Origin of the sequence: Stenotrophomonas forensis (assembly GCF_028752115.1) — a bacterium.
Taxonomy (GTDB): domain Bacteria; phylum Pseudomonadota; class Gammaproteobacteria; order Xanthomonadales; family Xanthomonadaceae; genus Stenotrophomonas; species Stenotrophomonas forensis.
This window is the reverse complement of the sequence record NZ_CP082270.1, coordinates 2,505,746-2,527,583: the sequence shown is the minus strand read 5'-3', so window position 1 is coordinate 2,527,583 and position 21,838 is coordinate 2,505,746. Positions and strand designations below refer to the sequence as shown.

At 65.6% G+C, this 21,838-nt stretch carries 14 protein-coding genes and 1 pseudogene; 13 read left to right on the top strand and 2 right to left on the bottom strand.

The window, feature by feature from the left end; all coding sequences use genetic code 11:
- The first annotated feature begins 7 nt into the window (after positions 1 to 7).
- The 7 genes from K5L94_RS11875 to K5L94_RS11845 all read left to right on the top strand — a co-directional run bounded on the left by K5L94_RS11875 (position 8) and on the right by K5L94_RS11845 (position 11,846).
- Positions 8 to 727, top strand: coding sequence for an RNA polymerase sigma factor (locus K5L94_RS11875; RefSeq protein WP_337999979.1), 720 nt, complete (start codon positions 8 to 10; stop codon positions 725 to 727).
- On the top strand, positions 724 to 1,761 hold the full coding sequence (locus K5L94_RS11870; RefSeq protein WP_274510502.1) for a FecR family protein: 1,038 nt from the start codon (positions 724 to 726) through the stop codon (positions 1,759 to 1,761). Before K5L94_RS11875 ends, K5L94_RS11870 begins: the two co-directional genes overlap by 4 nt.
- A 108-nt stretch (positions 1,762 to 1,869) precedes the next feature.
- Positions 1,870 to 4,326: a TonB-dependent siderophore receptor gene (locus K5L94_RS11865; RefSeq protein WP_274510501.1), complete on the top strand. Its 2,457-nt coding sequence runs from the start codon at positions 1,870 to 1,872 to the stop codon at positions 4,324 to 4,326.
- 46 nt (positions 4,327 to 4,372) lie between these two features.
- Positions 4,373 to 6,256: a PepSY-associated TM helix domain-containing protein gene (locus K5L94_RS11860; RefSeq protein ID WP_274510500.1), complete on the top strand. Its 1,884-nt coding sequence runs from the start codon at positions 4,373 to 4,375 to the stop codon at positions 6,254 to 6,256.
- A gap of 106 nt (positions 6,257 to 6,362) precedes the next feature.
- Positions 6,363 to 9,011, top strand: coding sequence for an excinuclease ABC subunit UvrA (locus tag K5L94_RS11855; RefSeq protein WP_274510499.1), 2,649 nt, complete (start codon positions 6,363 to 6,365; stop codon positions 9,009 to 9,011).
- A gap of 280 nt (positions 9,012 to 9,291) precedes the next feature.
- Entirely contained in the window at positions 9,292 to 10,332 is a 1,041-nt protein-coding gene (locus K5L94_RS11850) for an alpha/beta hydrolase (RefSeq protein ID WP_274510498.1), read from the top strand.
- A gap of 32 nt (positions 10,333 to 10,364) precedes the next feature.
- The gene (locus K5L94_RS11845) at positions 10,365 to 11,846 is read left to right on the top strand and encodes an OprO/OprP family phosphate-selective porin (RefSeq protein ID WP_053449781.1); all 1,482 of its coding nucleotides are present in this window, start codon (positions 10,365 to 10,367) and stop codon (positions 11,844 to 11,846) included.
- Between the two features lie 93 nt (positions 11,847 to 11,939).
- Here the strand turns inward: K5L94_RS11845 and K5L94_RS11840 are convergent.
- Both K5L94_RS11840 and K5L94_RS11835 read right to left on the bottom strand, forming a co-directional pair.
- Positions 11,940 to 12,161 (bottom strand): annotated as a pseudogene (locus K5L94_RS11840) (hypothetical protein); the annotation flags it as partial.
- A 117-nt stretch (positions 12,162 to 12,278) separates the two neighbouring features.
- Positions 12,279 to 13,232, bottom strand: a complete 954-nt coding sequence (locus K5L94_RS11835; RefSeq protein ID WP_187299766.1) for a lipase family protein — start codon at positions 13,230 to 13,232, stop codon at positions 12,279 to 12,281.
- Between the two features lie 381 nt (positions 13,233 to 13,613).
- Between K5L94_RS11835 and K5L94_RS11830 the strand changes: the two genes are divergently transcribed.
- From K5L94_RS11830 to K5L94_RS11805, 6 genes are all read left to right on the top strand, one after another.
- Positions 13,614 to 14,732 (top strand): efflux RND transporter periplasmic adaptor subunit, encoded by a 1,119-nt coding sequence (locus K5L94_RS11830; protein ID WP_180878404.1) that lies wholly within the window; start codon positions 13,614 to 13,616, stop codon positions 14,730 to 14,732.
- Positions 14,733 to 14,773: 41 nt separating this feature from the next.
- The gene (locus tag K5L94_RS11825) at positions 14,774 to 17,824 is read left to right on the top strand and encodes an efflux RND transporter permease subunit (RefSeq protein WP_274510497.1); all 3,051 of its coding nucleotides are present in this window, start codon (positions 14,774 to 14,776) and stop codon (positions 17,822 to 17,824) included.
- On the top strand, positions 17,821 to 18,810 hold the full coding sequence (locus K5L94_RS11820; RefSeq protein ID WP_274510496.1) for an aspartyl/asparaginyl beta-hydroxylase domain-containing protein: 990 nt from the start codon (positions 17,821 to 17,823) through the stop codon (positions 18,808 to 18,810). The genes K5L94_RS11825 and K5L94_RS11820 overlap by 4 nt, the downstream gene beginning before the upstream one ends.
- 11 nt (positions 18,811 to 18,821) lie before the next feature.
- Positions 18,822 to 19,502, top strand: a complete 681-nt coding sequence (locus tag K5L94_RS11815) for a response regulator transcription factor (protein WP_053451305.1) — start codon at positions 18,822 to 18,824, stop codon at positions 19,500 to 19,502.
- 109 nt (positions 19,503 to 19,611) lie between these two features.
- A complete protein-coding gene (locus tag K5L94_RS11810; protein ID WP_274510495.1) occupies positions 19,612 to 20,817 on the top strand; it encodes a sensor histidine kinase in 1,206 nt (401 codons plus the stop codon).
- A 146-nt stretch (positions 20,818 to 20,963) separates the two neighbouring features.
- A complete protein-coding gene (locus K5L94_RS11805) occupies positions 20,964 to 21,761 on the top strand; it encodes a MipA/OmpV family protein (protein WP_274510494.1) in 798 nt (265 codons plus the stop codon).
- Positions 21,762 to 21,838: the final 77 nt, after the last annotated feature.

The following is a 21,838-nucleotide window of genomic DNA, read 5'->3' as shown; positions in this document are numbered from 1 at the left end:
CCTACCTGTGCAGACCGCAGGCATCTGTCCTGAGGACGCCGTGTCCGCGCTAGGCCGGGGCACGGGCGGGGCCGCGAACCACAGTGCATCAGCAGAGGCCGGCCTGGCCGAGAGCGGCTCATCCACGGGCGGGAGTCTGCTTTCCAAAGCCTATGCCCGTTGGCGGGCGCCCATCCTCCGCGGCCTTGCGCGTGTCAGAGGCGGAGACGCTGAGGACGCCCTGCACGACGGCGCAGTCAAATGGATTGCGGCAAACCCTTCGCTGGCGTCCAGCGATCAGCAGGGGGCCTACCTTCGCCGGACGGTAATGAACACCGTGGCCGATGAGTACCGCGAGCGCAGCGCAGGCCGCCGCGTGCAGACCGTGCCCCTGGCAGATGCCGAGGATGCCGGCCATCCCATGGCCAGCGATGAATCACAGTGCCCGTTGCAGCTCACCGCACAGCGCCAGCGCCTGCAACGTCTGGCAGATGCGATGGCCGAACTGCCCGAGCGCCAACGCGAAGCCTTCGTGCTCTGCCGCTTCGATGGCCTGACCCAGGAAGAGGTGGCCGCCCGCATGCAGATCTCCCGGCGCATGGTGGTCAAGCACCTGTCGCGCGCGGTTGCTTACTGCCAAGTGCGGGTACGCTATGCGTCGCTGGAACAGATGCAGGAACTGCATCGGTCCGGCGGGGCAGGCGAGGAGTTGGCGCCTGCCATTGATGCCGATCTTCCCTGCCGATGACCGATCTCCCTTCTGCCGCAGGTTCTGACCCGTTTGCCCTGCACGAGGCGGCGGCCACGTGGCTGCTGCGACGGCAGGATGTGGACTGGCGCCCGGAGGACGAGGCGGCCCTGCAGCACTGGCTCGCCGAAAGCGAAGCGCACCAGCAGGCGTTCACCGACGTGGCCACGACCTGGCACGACCTCGGCCAGCTGCCGCGCCCCGCATTGGCTTCGGACACTCAGGCCGCGCGTGCGCCAGCGGCACCTGCCGCCCTGCGACCGGACGGCCTGACGCGCCGCGCGCGGTCGCGACGCCTTCCTCGCGTGGCGACCGCTGCGGCGGTGGCGCTCCTGGCCCTGGGTTGCGTCGGCTATGGGTGGTACACCACGCCCAGCTACGTACAGGACGTGAGCACCGCCGCTGGCGAGATCCGTGATCTGCAACTGCCCGACGGCTCACGGATTTCGCTCAACGCGCGCAGCACGCTGGCCGTGCATTTCTATCGCTCTCGCCGCGAAGTAGTGCTCAGCCAGGGCGAGGCGTTCTTCGAGGTCGCCCCGGCGGCCGAGCGGCCCTTCACCGTCGATGCCCAGCGCAGCCGGGTGACCGTGGTCGGCACCGCCTTCAACGTGCGTAACGGGCCGGGCGAAGTGCTGGTCAAGGTGCTGCATGGGCACGTGCGGGTACAGCCGGACCGCACCGAAGGCACCGCGCCGGTCAGCCTGTACGCCGAACAGGGCCTGGCCGTTACCACTGCCACAGCCACGTATCGTCCCATCTCTGCCAGTGCAGACAGCATCGGCGGTTGGCGCAACGGGCGCTTGGTGTTCCGGCGCACCCCGCTGGACGAAGTGGCACAGGAAGTCGCGCAGTATCTGGGCCACCCGGTCACGCTGGGCCAGCCGGGGCTGAGATTCCTGCCGGTTTCCGGCTACGCCGCCACCGACGCCCCGGCCAGCTTCGTGGAGGCGCTGCCGGATCTGTTGCCTGTGCGGGTGACCCGCACGGCGCAGGGCGGCTATCGCATCGACGAGCGGCCTGTGACGCGCTGACGCCGCAGGAAGAAATTGTTCCAGCACGGGTTCCCACTCCATCGCTGTTTTCCGTTTACCCCAGTGAGGCCAGTGGTGGCCAAGCATGATGGAGCGGTAATGGGGTACATGAAGATCAAGCGCGCGCTTGTCGCCCGCGCGTTCTCTACCGGGGTACAGGCCACGCGGCTGCCGCTGCTGGCCGTGTGCATTTCCAGCGCACTGGCCGCGCCGGCCATCGCACAGGCGCAGCCGGCGGCGCGCATGCCGTTCAATATTCCGGCCCAACCGCTGGACGCGGCACTGCGCCGCTTCTCCGAACAGTCGCGGCAGCAGGTGTTGTTCAGTGAATCGGCGGTGGCCGGCCGCCGCGCGCCGGCCGTGACAGGCAGCTACACGCCGCAGGAAGCACTGGCGCGCCTGCTGGAGGGCAGTGGGGTGCGTGTCAACGCCACCCGCCCCGGCGTGTTCACGCTGGCGCAGGACGCAGCATCACCTGCGCGCAGCAAGGATGCCCAGACCACCCTGCAGACGGTGAATGTGACCGCCAATGGCCCAGGCGATGGCTCCTACATGACACGTGAGCTGAGCCTGGGCAAGCTGGGGCAGAGCATCCGCCAGACCCCGCAATCGGTCAGCGTGATCACCCGCCAGCAGCTGGACGACCGCAACCTCACCACACTGGACGAGGCACTGGCGCAGACCACGGGCGTGACCAAGACCGCCCGCAACTTCGGCAACCACAAGTTCTCGATCCGCAGCTTCACCGTGGACGACAGCAACTATCTGGTCGATGGCGTGGCCGGCATCGTCTATGCCCCGGTGGGCTGGCTGCCGATCGACACCGCCGTGCTGGAGCGGGTTGAAGTGCTGCGCGGTGCCGGTGGCATGATGCTCGGCGCGGCCGACCCCAGCGGGGCGATCAACATGGTGCGCAAGCGCCCGCGCGACCAGACCCACCTGGATCTGGCGGCCACGCTGGGCTCGTGGGACAACTATCGCCTCGAGGTCGACGGTGGCGGCCCGCTCAATGCCGCTGGCACGGTACGTGGCCGACTCGTCGCCGCCTACCAGGACCGCGACTACTTCCAGCGCGGCACCTCATCGAAGACGCCGGTGGCCTACGGCGTGATCGATGCCGACCTGGGCCAGGACACCACGCTCACCTTCGGCCTGCGACATCAGGCCAGTGACACCGACGGCTACTGGCTGTTCGGCCTGCCGCGCTACACCGATGGCGGGGCGCTGGACATCAAGCGTTCCACCTCGCTCATCCAGGACTGGAACCGCCAGGAAGGCTCCGTTGACGAAGCCTTCGCCGAAGCGGAACACCGCTTCAACGAGCGCTGGAAGGCGCGCCTGTCGGTGAACCGCACCGAATCGGACCTGGACCAGCGCGTTGCGGTTCCGGTGGGCGGGGTGGACCGGGCCACCGGCATCGGTTCGCGCTTCTATGACATCTACTTCAACCGATCGCGCGTGCGCAGCGATGGTATCGACCTGCACACCACCGGCAGTTTCGACGCCTTCGGCCGCACCCACCAGCTGCTGCTGGGGGCGATGTGGTCGCGCCAGCGTACCCGCCAGAGCTCGGCGGATCTGGCCATCGACGTGCCGATCGATGTCTACGCACCGGACCACAGCGCCATTGCACAGCCACTGCAACCCGCGTGGGACTGGTCGGAAAACGCGCGTGCGCAACAAAGCGGCCTGTACAGCAACCTGCGCCTGCAGCTGGCAGAACCGCTGCACCTCACGCTGGGTGGCCGGCTGAGCTGGGTGAAGTACCAGTCCAACGATGGCTTCACCGGCGCCAAGAGCCGCGACTACGAACAGAAGCACGAATTCACCCCGTACGCCGGCCTCGTCTACGACCTGGGCCCGCAGTGGTCGGTCTACGCCAGCTACGCCGATACCTTCCAGCCGCAGAGCTCCTACGTCACATCATCCGGTGCGGTGCTCGATCCCGCCATCGGCGCCAACTACGAGCTGGGCGTGAAGGGCGAACTGAACGATGGGCGCCTGAACGTCTCCGCTGCGGTGTTTTCCATCCGCAAGACCGGCAACGCCGTGGTGGACGCCTCCGACCCGGGCAGCTGCCCCGGCTCGCTGGCCTCGTCCGATTGCTACCGCAATGGTGGAAAGCTGCGCAGCAAGGGCTTTGAACTCGAAGCCAGCGGCGAACTGGCACCCGGCTGGCAGATGATGGCGGGCTATACCCACGTCACCAGCCGCGACGATGAAGGCGCCACCATCAGCGCCGAAACGCCGCGCCATCTGCTGCGCCTGTCGACGTCGTACCAGCTGCCCGGTCGGTGGAATGCGTTCTCCGTGGGCGGTGGCGTCTCTGCACAGAGCAGCTATTCCTATCCAGCCTACGACGACCCGGACTGGCGCATGGGTGCGGCGGGACGCGCGGTGTGGGACCTGCGTGCCGGCTACCGGATCAATCCGCGCTGGAGCGTGGGCGTCAACGTGGCCAATCTGTTCGACACGCGCTATTACGCGATGATCAGCCAGATCCGCCGCGGCAACTTCTTTGGCGAACCCCGCAACGTGATGCTGACGCTGCGCGGCGCGCTGTGATCCTCCGCAACCGGCGGGACGAGGGCATGCCCGCCACGGGGATGGCATGAAGGCGGGCTTCCGGCAGAGCATGTCGTGGCTGCACACCTGGTGCGGCCTCACCTGCGGCTGGCTGTTGTGCGCGATCTTCCTCACCGGCACGCTCAGCGTGTTCCGCGAGCCGATCACGCGATGGATGGAGGCCGGCCCGGTGCCGGCCTCCCCGCAGGAAATGGATGCAGGTGCGCAGGCAGCGCGAGCGCAGCAGTGGTTGGCTGCAAACGCCGCCGATGCCCGGGCATGGCAGATCCGTTGGCCTGCCCAGCACGGCTGGCCGCTGCAGCTCTCATGGGAGGATGACGGCGGCAGCGCGCACGAACGCTGGGTAGAGGCCGGCACCGGCATGCCCCAACCACCACCTCGCCTTCGGGAAACCGAAGGCGGGCGCCACTTCATGTCCTTCCATTACACCCTGCACGGCGGCATGGCCGGCTACTGGCTGGTCGGCTGGATCACCGCCTGCATGCTGCTGGCGCTGGTGTCCGGCGTGGTGGTGCACAAGCGCATCTTCAAGGACTTCTTCACCTTCCGCCCGGGCAAGGGGCAGCGCAGCTGGCTGGACGCGCACAACCTGAGTGCCGTTCTGACCCTGCCGTTCCTGTTCATGATCGGCTACACCGGGTTGACCTTCTTCTACAGCAGCTATCTGCCGTGGCCGGTGCAGGCAGCCTATGGCGATGCCGATGACGCCTATGCGCGCTATGAAGCCGAACTGGCACCTGCGCGACCTGTCCCGGCCGGCATCCTGGTTGCGGGCGCGCAGCTGCCGAACCTGCCGGACCTGCTTGCGCGGGCGCAGGCCATCAGCGGTCAGCCGCCGGCACTGGTGATGATCCAGGCGCCCGGCACCGTGCACAGCGTGGTGGAAGTGGAGGGCCGCAAGACAGCGGGGGACGCCGGCAGGCACCTGTTGAGCGAGGCCAGCCGGGTGACCTTCGATGCGGCCAGCGGCAGGATCCTGCAGCAGCATGCAGCGCATCCGCAGCAACTGGGTGCCGTGCAGGTACACGAAACCATCGAAGCACTGCACAAGGCCGATTTCGGTGGCTGGCCGATGAAGTGGCTGTACTTCATCAGCGGCCTGCTGGGCACGGCGATGATCGCCATCGGCACGCTGCTGTTCTCCATCAAGCGGCGCAAGCGCAGCGAGCAGGAGTTCGGCGCCGCCACGGCAGGCATCTACCGTTGCGTGGAGGCGTTCAACGTGGCATCGCTGGCCGGGGTGGCACTGGCAAGCATCGTCTACCTGCACGGCAATCGGTTGCTGCCACTGGAAATGAGCGATCGCAGCGCGTGGGAGATACGCATTTTCCTTTTAACCTGCGCGGCCTCGGTGCTGCATGCACTGTGGCGTCCACCGCGCCTGGCCTGGATCGAGCAGTTGTGGCTGGCCGCCGCGCTGTGCCTGGCACTGCCGCTGGTGAATCTGGCAACCACCGGGCAGGGGCTGCTGATGTACCTGCAGCGCGGCGCATGGCAGCAGGCCGGCGTGGAGCTGGTCGCCCTGGCCTTCGGGTTGATGCTGGCAAGAATGGCCCTGATGCTGCAGCGCCGCTGGCCACAGACGCACGAGGCCGCGCGCAGTGGCAAGCCCGCACCCGGGCAGGGCGCGGCCCATCGCTGGCAGGTAGCGAGCCGGGTGCTGGCTGCCTCGGTGGGGGGCTACGTGTTCACCGCGCTTACCGCCACGGCACTGGCGCTGTTGCTGCCCTCGCTGGTGAATGTACGCACGTCCGTTTCGGTCCTGACCAGTTCGCTGCTGGGGTTCGTGCTGTTGATCGCCGTCGCCGTGGGCATCTTCAATACCCGTAGTGTGGGGAAGGCGTGGCTGGTCGTGGCGGCAGGGAGCGCCCTGATGGGGGCGTTGGTAGCGATGCTGCGGCCGGGGTGAGGGGGGGGCACGGCTCGCCCATCACCCACATTCACCCCGCAGCAGCGAAAATGCATCCCTGGGCGCGCCCTGAAGCGCGCCACTCACTGCCTGCAGGATCGTAACGATGTCCAACACCCCCTTTGGCGAGTCGTCATGCGCTGCCGCCGCCAGCGGTTGCGTCGAGGTGCGTGGTGCACGCGAGCACAACCTCAAGAACGTCGACGTCTCCATTCCGCGCAATGCACTGGTGGTGTTCTCCGGGGTCTCGGGCTCGGGCAAGTCATCGCTGGCCTTCGGCACCGTGTTCGCTGAAGCGCAGCGGCGCTACTTCGAGTCGGTGGCGCCGTATGCACGGCGCCTGATCGACCAGGTGGGCGTGCCCGATGTGGATGCCATCGACGGCCTGCCGCCGGCAGTGGCCCTGCAGCAGCAACGCGGTGCCAGCAATGCGCGTTCATCGGTGGGCAGCGTGACCACGCTGTCCAGCCTGGTGCGCATGATGTACTCGCGCGCCGGGGCCTACCCGGCCCATCAGCCCATGCTGTACGCCGAAGACTTCTCGCCCAACATGCCGCAGGGCGCCTGCAGCACCTGCCACGGCCTGGGGCATGTCTACGAAGTGACCGAAGCGCTGATGGTGCCGGACCCGTCGCTGACGATCCGTGAGCGCGCCATCGCATCCTGGCCGCCGGCCTGGCATGGCCAGAACCTGCGCGACATCCTGGTCACGCTGGGCTACGACATCGACGTGCCGTGGAAGAAGCTGCCGAAGAAGGCCCGCGACTGGATCCTGTTCACCGAGGAAACGCCCAGCGTGCCGGTCTACGCCGGGTTCACCCCTGCAGAGACCCGCGCCGCGCTCAAGCGCAAGCTCGAACCCAGCTACATGGGCACCTATACCGGCGCGCGCCGCTACGTGCTGCACACCTTTGCCAACACCCAGAGCGCGCTGATGCGCAAACGCGTGTCGCGCTACATGGAAGGCAAGCTGTGCCCGGCCTGCCACGGAAAGCGCCTGAAGCCGGAGGCGCTGTCGGTCACCTTTGCCGGTGTGGATATCGGCGAGTTCATGCGGCTGCCACTGGATCAATTGGCCGACCTGCTGGAGCCGGTGGCGCAAGGCGACTTCAGCGCGCACAGCAAGGGCGCTCGCACCCGCAGGAGTGCGACACCCCGCGATCGCGCGCGTCGGGCCGCGAGTGGCCAAGCGACCCATGAGGGCGCCCCCGACGTGCGGCTGACTTCGGCTCTGTCCGAAGAGAAGCGCCTGGCCGCACAACGGCTGGCAGGCGGAGTCATGGCGCGGGTACGCCAGCTGCGTGAACTGGGCTTGGGCTATCTCTCGCTGGATCGCGCCACGCCCACGCTGTCGGCCGGCGAACTGCAACGCCTGCGGTTGGCCACGCAGCTCAGCTCGTTGCTGTTCGGCGTGCTGTACGTGCTTGATGAGCCCTCGGCGGGCCTGCATCCCGCCGACAGCCAGGCGCTGTACGACGCGCTGGACCGGCTGCGCGACGGCGGCAACTCGGTGTTCGTGGTTGAACACGATCTGGAGCTGATGCGCCGCGCGCAGTGGCTGGTGGATGTGGGCCCGGAGGCCGGCGAGCACGGCGGACGGGTCCTTTACAGTGGCGAGCCCGACGGCCTGCGCCACGTCCAGGACTCGCGCACGGCCCGGTATCTTTTCGACCAGGTGCCTGCGCCCGCCAGCCGTCAGCGCAGCGCCGGCAACTGGCTGCAGCTGCAAGGCATCCATCGGCACAACCTGCAGGGTGTGGACGCACAAGTGCCCCTGGGGTTGCTGACCGCCGTCACCGGCATTTCCGGCTCGGGCAAGTCCAGCCTGATGGCCCAGGCGCTGCCGGAGCTGATGCTGTTGCACCTGGGGCACGAGCCGGCGGACGAGGGCGTGGACGCCGAGCCCACCGACGGGCCGAGCGTGATTGAAGCAACGCGAGGCCGACTGGCCGGCGATGTGGATGCCATCCAACGCGTCGTGCAGGTCGACCAGAAGCCCATCGGGCGCACGCCGCGCTCCAATCTGGCCACCTATACCGGCCTGTTCGATCACGTGCGCAAGCTGTTCGCCGCAACACCGGCCGCGCGCCGCCGCCGTTTCGACGCCGGCCGTTTCTCGTTCAACGTGGCCAAGGGCCGATGCGAAACCTGCGAAGGCGAAGGGTTTGTCAGCGTCGAACTGCTGTTCATGCCCAGCGTCTATGCGCCGTGCCCGACCTGCCATGGCGCCCGCTACAACGAAGCCACGCTGAAGGTGCAGTGGAATGACCGCAACATCGCCGAAGTCCTGCAGATGACGGTGGACCAGGCGCGTGCGTTCTTCAGCGAAGAGGATGCCATTGCCCGCCCACTGCAGTTGCTGCAGGAAATCGGCCTGGGCTACCTGAGGCTTGGCCAGCCGGCCACCGAGCTTTCAGGTGGCGAAGCCCAGCGCATCAAGCTGGCCACAGAGCTGCAGCGCAGCCAGCGCGGGCGCACACTGTACGTACTGGATGAACCCACCACCGGCCTGCATGCCTCCGACGCGGACCGGCTGCTGGTGCAGCTGCAACGGCTGGTGGATGCCGGCAATACCGTGGTGATGATCGAGCACGACATGCGCGCGGTCGCGCAGGCGGACTGGGTGATTGATGTAGGCCCCGGCGCTGGCGGGGCAGGGGGCACCATCGTGGCGAAGGGAACACCGCAGCAGGTGGCGCGGGCCAAAGGCAGCAGGACGGCGCCATTCCTTGCGCGCGAGCTGGCTCTTCTGTAGAGCCGAGCCATGCTCGGCTGACCCTCGAGCCAGTCGCTTCCCATGGAAGCAGCGCCTCCTGCAGCAAAGCCGGTTGCTGGAGCGGGGAGGGGCGGGAAAACAAGAACGCCTGGCGAAGCGTGTAATGGCGAATCCTCTGGTGACGCTCCAGCCAGAAGCATCCACTTTGATGTTGCAGCGCACACAGAAAAGCACGGCCCAGCTAGTCCCATCCGGCTATAGGACGCCAGCGCGACTCGACGCACACTTCGCCCCGTAAAGGCCGACGGGAGGGCGTGATATGAGTCTGCATGTGGGGAAGCTGCGTGGGTTGGCGGTGCTTCTGTTCCTGCTGAATCCCTTGCTTGCCGGTGCGGTGCCGGCAGCGCCGCCTGCCTCGGCACCCGAGGTGATTCCGCTCTGGCCGCAGGACCACTGGCAGCAACGCGCGCGTGGCCCGGAACGGATCGGCGCCGAAGGCAGCGCGAAGGGCGCGGTCTCGGGAGTCAGTAACGCGCGCATGGAGATCTACCGACCGCTGAAACCGAACGGAACAGCCGTGGTGATTTTCGGCGGTGGCGGCTACTTCCGCATCCAGATTGGCAGCGCCGCCAAGCCGACGGCGCAGTGGCTGCAATCGCTGGGCGTCACGGCCGCCGTGGTGTACTACCGGCTGCCTGCCGATGGGTGGGCGCCGGTTTCGCCCTTCCAGGATGGCCAGCGCGCCATGCGGCTGCTGCGCGCGCAGGCCGCAAGCCTGGGGGTCGATCCGGAGCGCATCGGCGCATTGGGCTTTTCCGCCGGCGGCAATCTGGCCGGTATCGTCGCCACGCGCTTCGATGCCCCGTTGTATCCGCCGGTGGATGCAGCCGACCAGCTGTCAGCGCGCCCGGACTTCCTTGGCATGATCTATCCGGTCGTCTCAATGCGCCCGCCGCTGGACCACACCCGGTCGAAGCGGGAACTGGCCAGCCAGGATGACGCACAGCAGGCCTATTCGGTCGAACAACACGTCCGCAAGGACATGCCGCCGGTGTTCCTGGCCCAGGCCGTGGACGATCGTACCGTGGATGTCGGCCACAGCGTGGCGATGTACCAGGCCACGCATGCGGCGGGCATTCCGGTGGAGCTGCATCTGTTCGAAGCCGGAGGCCACAGCTGGGGGTTGGGCAAGCCCGGGACATTGGTGGCGCAGTGGCCGCGGCTTTTCGCCAACTGGGCACGCAGCCACGGCTACCTCGGGCCGCCGCCTGTGCGGCTGCCGCCGCACGATGCCAGCGCGATACCCGCCGCTGCTGCTCAGCCACCTCGCTCGCTGGACGATGATGGCGCGGGCGACTGAGCCGCACACTGTATTTCATTCGGGAGAACTGCATGAACTCACTGAAGCGTGCCGCGCTTGGCGCGGCTGCCGGCGGCTGCCTGTTGCTGGCTTCCCCCTCTGTGCTGGCCGCGGCTGGCGATACCGAAGCCGGATTGCGTGCGCAGGTGCAGCAGCAGGCAAAGCAACTGCGCGATCAGGCATCCCTGCTGGAGCAGCTGAGCGCACGACTGGCTGCACTGGAGGGGGCCTCTCAAAGTACCGGCGTGGCACCCGGCAGCGATGCGGGCCTCGATGCACAGGTGGCTGCGGCCATCGCTGACACCCGCCAGGACGACATGGCCATTCTGCAGGCGCAGGTGGCACAGCTCGCCGCAACCGGTGGAGGCGGTGACGGCAATGTGCGCTGGCGCAAGGGTGGACCTGAGTTCCGCAGCAGTGATGGCCAGTTCACCTTCCACCCGCGCGGCCGGGTGATGGTCGATTTCAGCAGTACCCACGGTTCCGCATTCGACGCACGCAACATCAACGGCACCGATCTGGCCAGCGGCCGCCTCGGTGCCGAAGGTCGGATGGGACCACTGGGTTACAAGATCGATGCGGACTTTGCGGGCAACGATGTCTCGCTGAAGGACACCTATCTGTCCTGGGACACGCGGCTGGGTGGCCTGCCAACGGAAATCTACGTGGGCAACAAGCTCAAGGACCGTGGGATCGATGGTGGCACCAGCGGCGTCAATACACCATTCATGCAGCGCAATGCGGTGGCGTCGGTCGGTGCCCAGCAGAGCGGGTACTACGGGCTGGGCGTCACCACCAAGGTGATCGGTGATGGCTGGCACGCCAGCGCGGCGGTGACCGGTGACGATATCGGCAATGACAGCACGGCCAGCGACACCATTGCGTATTTGCTGCGCGCGCACTGGAACCCATTGCGTGGCCAGGCAGGCTTCGTGCATCTGGGAGGCTGGTACTGGTACGAGGATCTCGGCCAGGATGTCGGCAGCATCAACAAGACCTCTCCGATCGCGCTGGGCTGGAACGGCAACGTGCGCGTGTCGGCCAGCTCCATCGCCAACGTCACCGACAACCGCGCCTGGGGGCTTGAGCTGGGCGGAGTGTACGGCCCGGTGTGGGCCTTCGCCGAGCACACCACCCGCACCATCGCGTCACGCACGGTCGACTCGGTCGACCAGCGGGCGACATCGGTCTACGCAGGCTGGCTGATCACCGGCGAGCGCCCCGGGTTCAGCAGCCGCTCTGGGGTCTGGGGTACCACGCGCGTATTGCGTCCGGTACAGGAGGGTGGCGTTGGCGCCTTCGAGCTGGCCGCGCGCTATGACCGCTACGACTTTCTCGATGCGGCCCGGGGCGGCGAGGGCACGGCATGGACGCTCGGGGTGAACTGGTACCTCAACAACTGGTCGCGCCTGATGTTGAACTACGTTCACTGGAAGACCGACAACAAGGTTGGCAACGCCCAGGGGCCTGACTCCGGCAATACCGTGGGCGTGCGAGCGCAGGTTTCGTTCTGACCCGGGGTGGCGCTGGTGCATCCAGCGCATCTGTAGAGTCGAGCCATGCTCGACTAACGCATGCCACATCGCGTACCTGCGCCAGGCGAGGAAACCGGCCAGCGAGCAGTGGGTGTCAGCCAGGGCGATGCGTCGGCCGGACATCAGGTGGCGCTCTGGCCAAGGTTGGCCATCGGAGGTGGCGCCCGACCCGATGCTGCGCAGCAGGGCAGTGCGGGCGTTCCGGTCCAGAGCGGGGCCGTTCGCGGGCACTTCCAGGATCGGTTGCGGGGCAGGGGAGTAGCGCTTGGTCGTGGCGGCGCTGCTTGCGGGCAGGCAGAAGCCGCCACCGATAAAGGTCGCGGGCGGTGCAAGGCTCGAAATCCGGTGTGCAATCATCCCGGCGCGGCGGTTTACAAGTAGAGAACCACCGCGTGAAGGCCCAGAAAGAAATCAAGGAGCTGACTTCGACTTCCTCACATGAGCATTGGTTAGTCGTGGGTGCCACGTCAGATCCGACTCAGCCTTAGCCGCACCTGCCGCGCGTCCCATTTCCTTGCGATAGCTTTCCACGCTATGAGACTTGGCCCCAGACACGAGAAAAGCCGCCCAACGAACGAAACCGCCAAACAAACCACTAAAGTGATCTGGTTCTGAATATGCGCTGCCGTCGGTACTGATCTGCCGGAGATGGTCCGCGTAGCCGAGAAACTTTGGCGGTACGGTAGGCACTCCATCGCCAGCACGACGAACCTGCATCGGCAGTTGCCGATAGCCTGAAGCAAGCGCAGACAGATTGCAGTACCGCGGCGCTCCCATGAGACAGACCGCCGATCTTGGCCATTCAAGGATCAAAGCGCTGATAGCGGCGACAGCACCACCTAGCGAGTGACCACTAAAGACGACATTGTCAAACGAACCTCTCCCCATTTCGAAGAGCTTCCCATCAATCTGTTGGGATATCCGGATGGCTTCCATCGCAAAGCCTTCATGAAACCGATCACTCCGCCCGGCCCATCGAGATAGACTGATCCTGGATGAGCGCAGGTTGATTGACCAATCGAACAGAAATTGTGTACCGCGAAAGCCCAAGAACAGCGTTCGATGAACGCGCACTCCGACTACGATGACCCCGGGGCTGGTCACGATGAACGTATCCGACTCGGGGATTTCTACTTGGTTGACCAACTTCAGCACGTTCGGTCGGCTTCCCGACTGCACCAGATCCTGGTAACTCTCGCAAGGGATCAGAAGGGCGCGCTTGCTGTCATCGAGCTCCGCTTCCGGAACGTGGTAGTACGCGAGTTCGGCAAAGAGCGCGCCCAGGTAGCGTACGACTGGATCCTCAACTCGAACTTGACCCTGCAGTCTTGATAGCAGGGCACTGACCTCACTGAGTGCACACATCGCAGCTCCCGATTGAATCATTCAATGGCGCAGAGAGAATTTTTACTGTTCAAGCGCCGCGCTAGCGGAAGCCCACATCAACCACAACGGTAGCGGGCGATGGAATATTACCCCGCAACCGTCAGCGCGTAGAAGCAGGAGGAGATCTGGACCGCCCATCGGGGTTGGGCGAGCAATCACGATGATCTTCGCAAGTGATCTCACAGGCTTGGTGCCCCGCTGATCGCTCGCGGCACCGTTGCGCCCAATCTCGCTGTCCTGCATCCACGACATTTGAACGACACGCGCCGGCCATCCTCGTCGCTGACGCTTCACCATGCCGGTGAGGAGCGCCCGGTGTCGGCCTGACCGCTCAACGGGCAGGCTCGAGGACGCCCAGCCATGAAACGCAACCGATTCGCCCTCGCAACGGGGCTGTGTTTGGCCGCAGCAACTGTTGCCACCGCCTGGGTGCGCATTGCCGAGGACGATGCAGCGCCCGTCCCTGCGCCTGCCCCCGTAATCTCCGTGCATCTGGTGCGGCCGCTGCACACTCCGCTGCAAGTACACGCGCCAGCTACTGGCAGCGTTGCTGCGTGGGAAGAAGCCAGCATTGGTGCAGAGGCTAACGGGTTGCGCCTTACCGATGTGAAGGTGAATGTCGGCGACACAGTACAACGCGGCCAGCTACTGGCGAGCTTCAATCCTGGCCTGATTGAGGCCGAGCTGGGCGAGGCGGCTGCAGCGGTAGCACTGGCTGCTGCAGAGTCGAGCCAGGCTGCCGCCAACCTGCAGCGGGCTCAAGTGCTGGATGCCTCCGGCGCTATTGCCCGGCAGCAGCTTAATCAGTACCAGGCCACGGCGCTCACTACACGCGCGCGCCTGGATTCAGCGCGGGCGGTAGTGCAGAGGGCCCGCCTACGGCTACTGCAGACTCGGGTACTGGCACCCAGCGACGGGATCATCAGTGCCCGCACAGCCACCGTGGGCGCGGTGGTGCCAGCAGGCCAGGAACTGTTCCGCTTGATCCGGGATGGGCGCCTGGAGTGGCGTGCAGTGGTGGCATCGGAAGATCTGCTCGCCATGCGGCCCGGCCAGACGGTGAACATCAGCATACCGGGAGCCGGATCTCTGGAAGGGCGCGTACGTGCGCTCGGGCCGGTGATTGACGTCGCCACGCGCAGCGGGCTGGTCTACGTGGATCTTCCTGCCGGCGCGCCATTGCGTGCGGGCGCATTCGTGCAGGGATACATCGCGGTCGGCGAGGAGGGCATGTTCACACTTCCCCAAGCTGCGGTGCTGCTCCGCGATGGCTTCAATTACGTAATGCAGGTAGGGCAGGACGGCAGGGTACTCACTCGCCGTGTTGAGGTGGGCCGCCGCAGCGCGGACCGGGTGGAAGTTGTATCAGGCCTTGAACCGTCTGATGCGGTGGTGGCCTCTGGTCTTGGTTTCCTCAATGACGGCGACTTCGTGCGGGTTATCAGCGTACCTGCTTCAGGTAAGGCCTCGCACTCATGAACCTCAACGTGTCTGGCTGGTCGATCCGCAATCCGGTGGCAGTGACGCTGCTGTTCGTTGCGCTTGCGTTGGTCGGTGCCTTCGGCTTTGCGGCGATGAAGGTACAGAATTTCCCGGATATCGACTTTCCCATCATCACCATCACCGCAACGCTACCTGGCGCCTCACCAGCACAACTGGAAAACGACGTTGCACGCAGGATCGAGGATGCTCTGGCCAATCGGCAGGGCATAAAGCACATCAAGACGACGCTGGCCGACAGCGTGGCCACCATCAGCGCTGAGTTCCACATCGGCAAACCTGTACAAGAGGCAATGGATGACGTACGCGACGCGGTGGCCGGTGTCCGCGCGGATCTGCCCGCCGAACTTCGAGACCCGGTTATCCAGAAGGCGGAACTGGCCAGCCAGCCGGTGGTGACCTATGCGCTGAGCTCGACCACATTGGACATGCAGGCGCTGTCCTGGTTCGTGGACAACCAGGTAAGCAAGCGGCTGCTAGGCAAGGCGGGCGTAGGTGCAGTATCGCGCGTTGGCGGCGTGGACCGCGAAGTTCGGGTGGCGTTGAGCCCCGGCCGACTGCTGGCGTTGAATGCCACCGCTGCCGATGTTTCCCATCAGTTGCGTCAGCTGCAGCTGGAGGCCTCCGGTGGGCGGGTGGCTCTCGGGCGTGCAGAGATGTCAGTTCGCACTGTCGCCACCGTGGATTCCGCCGAGCGCATCGCCGACATGAATCTCACCCTGACCGACGGCCGCCGCATACGGCTGGGCGAGGTGGCGGAGGTAAGCGATACCGTGGCCGAGCCTCGTACGGCTGCGTTGATGGATGGCCGCCCGGCAGTTTCGTTCAATGTGCTGCGCTCGCGCGGCGCGAGCGAGCTGGAGGTGGCCAGAGCAGCGCAGTCCGTTATTGCCGACCTGCAGGAGAGCTACCCGCAGATTCACTTCGAACAGGCGGTGGACTACGCCGGGCCCGTGGCGGAGAACTACCGCGGCTCGATGATGCTGCTGCTGGAAGGTGCGGTGCTGGCGGTGGTGGTGGTGCTCAGCTTCCTGCGCAACTGGCGTGCGACCTTCATTGCCGCGATTGCCTTGCCACTATCGGCCGTTCCGACGTTCGCGGTGATGCATCTGATGGGCTTCTCGCTCAACACGGTGTCATTGCTGTCGCTGTCACTTGTCGTCGGCGTGCTGGTCGATGATGCGATCGTGGAGATCGAGAACATCGAGCGCCACCTCCTGATGGGCAAGACGCCCCTGCGCGCAGCCGGCGAAGCCGCCAACGAGATCGGCATGGCGGTGATCGCCACCACCCTCACGCTGGTGGCGGTCTTCCTGCCTACCTCGTTGATGGGGGGCGTCGTCGGCCAGTACTTCCTGCAGTTTGGATGGACCGCAGCGGTAGCGGTCCTGTTCTCCCTGCTGGTGGCGCGGATGCTCACCCCGACCATGGCCGCCTTCCTGCTCAGGGCGTCGGCGAAGCGGCACAAGGAGCCGCGCTGGGTACTGCGCTATCTGCAGTGGGTACGAGCCTGCATGCATCGGCCGGTGTTGACCCTGGCCAGTGCGGTGGCGATGGTTGCGCTGGGCATGCTGGTGGCCGCGCAGCTGCCGGGCGAGTTCATGCCGCCAGATGACGGCAACCAGGTACAGATCAGCCTGGCCCTACCCCCGGGAAGCGCCCTGGCAGACACCCTTGGGCTGGCCGAGAGCGCCCGCGAGATCGCCGTGCGCAGCCCGATGGTGGCCTCGGTGCACACCTCAATAGGCGGGGGTAGCGGCGGCTCCGGAGACCCGGGCGAAACTGCACCCACGGCAAGCGTAGCCACGGCCGTACTCACCGCCAACCTGGTGGCGCGCAGTGAGCGCAATGGCCTTACCCGTTCAATCATCGAAGGGCAGCTACGCACGGAACTGCAGCAACTGGCGGGCGCGCGCGTCAGCGTGGGCAGCGACAGCGAAGGACTCGAACTGGTTCTGAGCGCCGACGACGGCGATCGGTTGGCCGATCATGCGCGCCTCGTTGAGCGGGAACTGCGAGGCATACCCGGCATCGGTGCCGTGGTGTCTTCCGCTGCACTGGTGCGGCCGGAACTGGTGGTGCGTCCCGACTTCGCACGCGCTGCCGACCTGGGAGTCACCTCCCGCGCGATCGCCGATACCCTGCGCGTGGCCACGCTGGGTGACTATGTCCAGGACCTGGCCAAACTGAACCTGAGCGAGCGGCAGGTTCCGGTGCTAGTGAGGCTGGCCGACAGCGGCCGCAACGACCTGGAAACGCTGCGCCGATTGCCTGTCCCCGGGGTCCGCGGTCCGGTGCCCTTGGAGAGCGTGGCAGACCTGGCGCTGCTGTCCGGCCCCGCCGAGCTGACCCGTTACGACCGGCAGAGAAACATCAGCCTGAAGGTCGCGCTCAATGGACTGCCACTGGGCGATGTCGAACGTGCGGCAATGGCATTGCCGAGCCTGTCGCGGCTGCCGCACGGCATCACCATGGCGCCCGCGGGTGATGCCGAAGCCATGAGCGAACTGCTGGCGGGCTTCGGAATGGCAATGGCTGCCGGGGTAATGTGCGTTTACATGGTGCTGGTACTGCTGCTGAAGGACTTTGCGCAGCCGCTGACGGTACTTGTAGCGCTGTGCCTGTCAATACCAGGGGCGTTCGTGGCGCTGCTGCTGACTGGGCAGAGCCTGTCGATGCCTTCGATGATCGGCTTGATCATGCTGATGGGCATCACCACCAAGAACGCGATCCTGCTGGTGGACTACATCGTGATCGCGCGCCGCGAGTTGGGCATGAATCGCCGCCGCGCAGTGGTGGATGCCTGCCGCAAGCGCGTGCGACCGATCGTGATGACCACCATTGCGATGGGCGCGGGCATGTTGCCGGTGGCGCTGGGCCTGGGGGCTGATCCGAGTTTCCGCGCACCGATGGCGATTGTGGTGATCGGCGGCCTGCTGACATCGACGGTGCTGTGCCTGTTGATCATCCCGGTGGCCTACTGCGCGATGGACGACCTGGTCGGAGGTCTGCGCAGGCGAACGCGTCCTGTCGCCGCTGGTACAGCTGGTTCGTTGGGAGTATCAGCATGATTGTCATGATGATCGTGATGGCCGGAATGTTGATCTACATCTCGGCGTGCATCCTGTATCTCTACCGCTTCCGTGGACAGCAGCGATACCAGGGGTTTTCGCAGTACCTGCGCAAAAGCTGGCCAGTGTTCGCACCGCTCAACTGCCTGCTGTACATGGCCACGGCACGCGAGGCGCGGCAACCGGTACTGAAACCGCATTACATTGAGGGCATCGAGCGGCTGCGCCGCAACTGGCGAAGGATCCGCGACGAAGCAATGGAACTGCATGCGTCCGGCGCGTTCGAAGCGGCGTCGGCACCGGGGTCGGCCGGGCATCATGATCTTGGTTTCCGTACGTTCTACAAGCGCGGCTGGCGCAAGTTCTATCTCAAGTGGTACGCCGATCCACACCGCTCGGCAGAGCGCCTGTGCCCGGCCACGGTGCGGCTGCTGGAGGGCATACCAGGGATTCGTGCCGCGATGTTCTCGGTGCTGCCTGCGGGCGCGGAGCTGAGCATGCATTCCGATCCACTTGCCTGCTCCCTGCGTTATCACCTGGGACTGGATACGCCAGGCACGGCGGACTGCTACATCTGCGTGGACGGCCACTTCATAACCTGGCGCAATGGCGGAGACTTTGTTTTCGACGAGACCTACCCGCACTTCGCACGCAACGACAGCACCACGAATCGGGTGATCCTGATGTGTGATGTGGAGCGTCCGATGAACCTGCTGGGGCGTGCCTTCAACCGCCTCTATGCCAGACTCGCCTGGGCGATGACGGTGCCCAATACACCCGAAGACCGGCAGGGGCCGATCAGCTGGCTGTTCGCCCGTCTGGCGCCCCTCCGCGAGGTCGGGGTGGCGCTCAAGCATCGGCATCGCCTGGTGTATACGCTATTGAAGTACCTGCTCAACGCCAGCCTGCTGCTGTTTCTCTTCGCAGCGATCATTGGCGTGATAGGGTTTCTCTTGAGGCTGTTCGGCCTACTGGGGATGTCATGAACAGGGAATCGCTGTCCATCCTGATAATCGAAGACAACGCGCAGCTTGCGGCGAACCTTTACGATTTCCTGGAAGCCTGCGGACACACCCTGGACGCCGCACCCGACGGTCTTTCTGGCCTGCACCTGGCCTCGTCCAAGGACTATGACGCGATTGTCCTGGACTGGAATCTGCCCCGCCTGGACGGGCTGACCGTGTTGCGGCGCCTGCGCGGCGAGGCAAAGAAACACGTACCGGTGATCATGCTGACCGCCCGCGACCAGGTGGCTGACAAGATTGATGGATTCGAGGCAGGGCTGGACGACTACCTTGTGAAACCGGTGGCGCTACCGGAGATCGAGGTCCGGCTGCGTTCGCTGGTGGCGCGCCGCCGCCATGCCGGCGCCACCGACAACGTGCTGCGGGTGGGCGACCTGGCCTTCGACCTTGGCACCCTGCAGGCGCACCGGGCCGGCAGGAAAATCAGCCTGACCCGTACCGGCCGCCGCCTTCTGGAGCTGTTGATGCGCGAGAGCCCGCAGGTGGTAACCCGGGCAAAGCTGGAGCGCGTGGCCTGGGGCGAGGTGGCGCCAGGGACCGATCTGCTGCGCTCACATATGTACGTGTTGCGCCGCGCCCTTGAACAGAATGAAGAAGCGCCGTTGCTGCATACCGTAGCCGGGTCGGGCTACAGGTTGAGCCCAGGTGAATAGTCCTCCGCGCCTGCGTGGGGTTCACTGGTGGACCAGCGTTGCCCTGATCCTGCTCGGTCTACTGGTATTGCTAGCCATCGCAGTACAGAGCTTCAGCGGCCAACTGTTGATGGAAGATCGCTACTGGGAAGATCTGACCCGCGCGATCTCCGACGACCATGCAGAACGGGTCCGCAGCGGCCACGAAGACGCACTGCCCAGCGAAGGACTGGTGCGCTCCTGGTACCTGCGCGAAGGCGTCGTTCCGTCCGGCTTGCCGCGCCAGCTGGCCCACCTTCCGCCGGGCATCTACACGTCCGAAGCGTCGCTCTTTGGCGATGCGGTGAACCTGGATAGTGGGGAGACCTACCATGCCGTGGTGGCTGGCCTGCCACATGGCAGGCTGGTAACCGTAGTGAACATCGAGCCGCTTGAGCAGCAGCAGAATCATTACGCGCGCCTCAGCCTGCTTTGGATCCTGTGCTTTGCTGCGGTCATTGGTGGCTTCATCGTCTGGCTGCATGCCAACCTCGTGCGCCCGGTGCGCGACCTCGCTGCCCGCATGCAGGCCATCGATCCAAGCGATGCCAGCGCACGCCTGCCCACAGACTATCCGCGAGAAGAAATACAGGTGATCGCGCAGGCCAGCAATGCCCACCTGGAACGCGTGGCTCAATTCATACAACGTGAGCGCAGCCTGTTGGACCAGGCCAGTCACGAATTCCGCACTCCCATTGCGGTGATTGCCGGGGCGGCTGATGTCCTGCGGCAGCTTCCACTGCCAGCTGCCTCGCAGCCAGCGCTGGCACGCATCGAGTACGCGGTGGAGGACCTGTCTGAAACGATGGTCGCGTTGCTCTACCTGGCCCGTGAGGCCGGACCGGGCGTTGAAGACGCGGAGATAACCGCACTGCATGACTTCCTGCCACGCCTGGTGCTCGATCATGAATACCTGCTTCGCGGCAAGGACGCCCAGCTCCGCCTTGGCGCGCTGGAGCCAACCTTCGTCGCGGCGCCAGAGGCGATGGTGCGCATTGCGGTAAGCAACCTGATCCGCAACGCGATCGAGAACACCGATGTGGGATTCGTAGAGATCGTGCTTTCGCAGGGCAGGGTGGCTGTGATCGATTCGGGCAGTGGCTTCGACCCGGTGGAAGCCGCGCGACGCTACCGGGACAGCCTTCGTCAACCGGCTCCGATACGGGGCCAGGGACTGGGACTGTTCCTGATTGGGCGCATCTGCGAGCGCTTCCGCTGGACACTGGGGATCGACTCAGGCACCCGCGGCACCCGCGCTACCCTGGATGTGTCAGCCAGCGTAGTCGAGGTGCCCTGATCGTACAGCGGCTAGTAATGCGCTGAGCTCCACCCACGACATTGCGGCGACATCGCCACTTCATTCTCACCTGGAACCGGCCGCGTGCATTCAGCGCGGCCTCTCCCGCAACAGCGGGCTCTCTTCCTGGTGAGGTCTGGCGTCCCATGATCAAGTTTCTCTGTCCCGTATTGGCCTGCAGTCTGTCGTTCACGGCGTTGGCGCAGGAGGGCCCCGGTGGCGGTCCCGATGACCAAGGCCCCCCACGCTGGGGGCTGGGCCTGGCAGCCGTGGTAACAGACAGCCCCTATGCCGGTGAAGGCACCCGCGTGATGCCGATCCCGCTGGTGAGCTACCACGGCGAGCGGTTCTACTTCGAAGGGCTGGGCGCCGGCTGGGTGTTCCTCAAGAACGATTCTTTTGAACTGGCCGCTGTAGCCAAAGGGCGCATGGATGGGTTTGATGTAAAGGACCTGGGCCGCAGCGAGCTGGCACGCAACGGGGTGGACTACCGCTTGCTGGACGATCGCGACATGGGCCTGGACCTGGGTGCCAAGGTCAAGTGGTCCGGCCGTGGCGGCGAACTTGAGGCCGAACTGCTGGCCGATGCCACCGACACCAGCGGCGGTCAGGAGTTCTCGCTGCAGTACGGCTACGGCTTTGATGTGGGCAAGGCCCGGCTCACCCCGAATGCGGGCGTTACGTGGCAGTCCAAGGACATGGCCAACTATTACTACGGCACATTGAAGGAAGAGGTGGCGCGCGGCGTGGTCGACTACAAGCCCGGCGCGGTAACCATCCCGCACGTGGGCGTGAGCTACTTCAGGCCGCTGGGCGAGAAATGGATGCTGATGGGCTTTGCGCAGTACAAATTCCTGCCGGACAAGATCACCGACAGCCCCTTGATCGAACGCGATACCAGCGGGAGTGCAACGCTGTTCATCGGGTTCTCCCGCGGGTTCTGAGCGCCGAGCGTGCCATGCTGGCAGGGGCGTCGCGATGGCATTCGCAAGTCCGTAGCCGTCGGATTCTGGACCTCGGC